The 2,341-nt window shown below is 73.0% G+C and carries 4 protein-coding genes; all 4 read right to left on the bottom strand.

Annotated elements, in window-relative coordinates:
- Positions 1–373 precede the first annotated feature (373 nt).
- Positions 374–1,021, bottom strand: coding sequence for a helical backbone metal receptor (locus VGW35_17415; GenBank protein ID HEV8309442.1), 648 nt, complete (start codon positions 1,019–1,021; stop codon positions 374–376).
- A gap of 18 nt (positions 1,022–1,039) precedes the next feature.
- The gene (locus tag VGW35_17410) at positions 1,040–1,189 is read right to left on the bottom strand and encodes a hypothetical protein (protein ID HEV8309441.1); all 150 of its coding nucleotides are present in this window, start codon (positions 1,187–1,189) and stop codon (positions 1,040–1,042) included.
- Entirely contained in the window at positions 1,186–1,479 is a 294-nt protein-coding gene (locus VGW35_17405; GenBank protein ID HEV8309440.1) for a BON domain-containing protein, read from the bottom strand. Before VGW35_17405 ends, VGW35_17410 begins: the two co-directional genes overlap by 4 nt.
- A 273-nt stretch (positions 1,480–1,752) precedes the next feature.
- A complete protein-coding gene (locus tag VGW35_17400; protein ID HEV8309439.1) occupies positions 1,753–2,163 on the bottom strand; it encodes a response regulator in 411 nt (136 codons plus the stop codon).
- Positions 2,164–2,341: the final 178 nt, after the last annotated feature.

The raw sequence follows: 2,341 nt of genomic DNA, 5'->3' as shown, positions 1-2,341 counted from the left end.
TCCTCTTCGTCTCGGGCCACGATCCCGAGCGCCGAGGCGTCCTCCGCTACCGGGGTCGGGCCGGGCGTGAGCTGACGCCCGCTCAGACCCGGGCCGCCGTACGCCTCGCCACGCTGAACGCCCTCGCGGCGGCGCGGGCCGGAGTCGGCTCGCTGGCACGACTCCGCCGGTGCGTCGCCCTCACCTGCTTCGTCGACGCCACTCCCGATGCGCTCCGGCACGGCGTGGTCGCGGGTGGTGTCGCGGTCGTGCGGCAGGCCTTCGGCCCGGCCAACGCGCCGGTGGTGTGGCTCCGGCCCGCCCGTGGGCTCGCCGGCGGCATGCCGGTGGAGGTCGAACTCTGGCTCGAGCTCGCCGATGCCAAGACGGCCGCTCAGAGCGCCAGGAACGCCGGGAGGCGCTCGAGGGCTTCGGCGATCCGGGGCCCATACCAGGAAAGGAGCTTGCCGTCGACGAAGCGAAGGCGCCCGGCGGCCACGGCGGGGATCTCCGGAAACGCCTGGAAATCGGGCAGGTGCGCGGGGCGGAAGCGATAGGGCTCGTCGGGCAGGAGGATGACTTCGGGAGCGGCGGCCGCGACCTCCTCGAGGGTGACCTCGGGGTAGCGCGCGGGCCGGTCGGCGAAGATGTTGCCGCCCCCCGAGATGCGGAGCATGTCGTGGACGTAGGTATCGCGGTTCACGGTCATGTACGGCCCCCGCCAGATCGGGCAGAACACGCGGACGGGCGGCCGTCCCGCCGTCACCCGCTCGGCCGCGTGATAGCGCTCCTCGAGGGCGGCGGCCAGCGCGGTCCCTTCGGCGACCGCGCCGGTCACCTCGCCCAGCTCGCGGACGAGCTGGATGCCATCCCAGACCGACCGAGGGAATGTGACCCACACCGGGATGCCCCACGCTCGGAGCCGCTCCACGACGTCCCGGCGGTTCTCCTCGATGTTGGCCACGACGAGATCGGGGACGAGGGCGCGGATCTTCTCGAGATCGGGGTCCTTCTCGCCTCCGACCTTCGGCTTCGAGGCCACCCGGCCCCGCGGCTCGACTCAGAACCGGGTGACGCCGGCGATCCGCTCGTCGAGCCCGAGAGCGAACAGGATCTCGGTGATGCTGGGAATCAGCGAGACGATGCGGGCCGGCCGGGACGGGAGCGCGACCTCGACGCCGCTCGCGTCCCGCCGGGTGACGATCGTCATCGGGATTGGAGGGACAGACGCGGGCGGACGCTCCTCACGCCGGGCACCCGCAGCGCCGCTTCGATCGCGCGGGCGCGCTCGCGGAAGGTCGGGACGGTACCCTTGAGGGTGACCTGGCCGCCGTGCGCCTCGGCCTCGATCACCGCGTCGCGCAGGGCCGGATCCCCCGCCAGGGCTCGCTCGACGCGGGCCGCCAGCTCACGGTCGGCTGCCTCGGCCGGGTCTGGAGCCGGCGGCCCCGGAGGAGAAGCCGGAGGCGGGGCCGGTGGCGGGGTTGGTGGCAGCGGCACCGTCGTCGGCGGAGCGGACGGCTCCGGAAGTGGGGAGGGCGGGGGCGTGGTGACGATCGGACCCCCGCCGGGGCTGGGCGCCGGCGCGGCGACGGGCGGAGGCGTCGGCGCGGCGACGGGGGGAGGCGCCGGGCTCGGCGGGGGCGCCGTCGCGCAGCCCGCGACGAGGAGCGCGATGACCGCAGCGAGCCACCAGGAGGGCGACGAGGATCGGGAAAGCCAGGAACGCGATGTCGTGGCCACCGGTTCTCCCGGGCGGCCCGCGTTCGACGGTCAGGCTGCGCGCCCGTGGCGACGCGAGTCCCGCTCGGCCAGGACCCGGTCTATGGTACGCCGCAGGCGTCGCAGATCGGTGGTCTTGGCGACCACGCCGTCGCATTTCACGTCGCGGACCTGGCTCGGATTCGCGGTGCAGAGGATCACGGGGACGCGGATGCCTCGGGTGCGCAGCGTGGCCAGAAGCTCCGGACCCGACATCTCCGGCATCTGACAGTCCAGGATCAGGAGATCCGGGGCAAAGGCGTACACGTAGTCGAGGCCTTCGATCGGATCGGCGGTCTGGAGAATCTCGTGGGCGTCTCCGAGCTCGAGCCCGTAGAGTTCGCGCCATCCCAAGTCATCGTCGATAACGAGAATCCGCGCCACGACACCCCAGCTGTGCAAGCGAGGTGCCGACCCCGACATCCGTCGGCATTCGAACGGCGAGTGCCCGCTGGCCGGCGAAGAGGGCCCCGCCCTAGCTTTCCCCACCACGGGCGCGGAGATAGCTCTCGACCGCCGACAGCGCGCGCGTCTGGTAGTCGAACATCAGCCGGCTCACCTCGGCCCACCGGAGGGCCAGCTCCCCTGCCGCCTTGCTGTA

The organism is Candidatus Methylomirabilota bacterium, assembly GCA_036005065.1.
In the GTDB taxonomy this organism is placed as follows: Bacteria; Methylomirabilota; Methylomirabilia; order Rokubacteriales; family DASRDR01; genus DASYQW01.
Note: the sequence above shows the minus strand (reverse complement) of the source record. Positions and strands in the feature narration are given on the sequence as shown.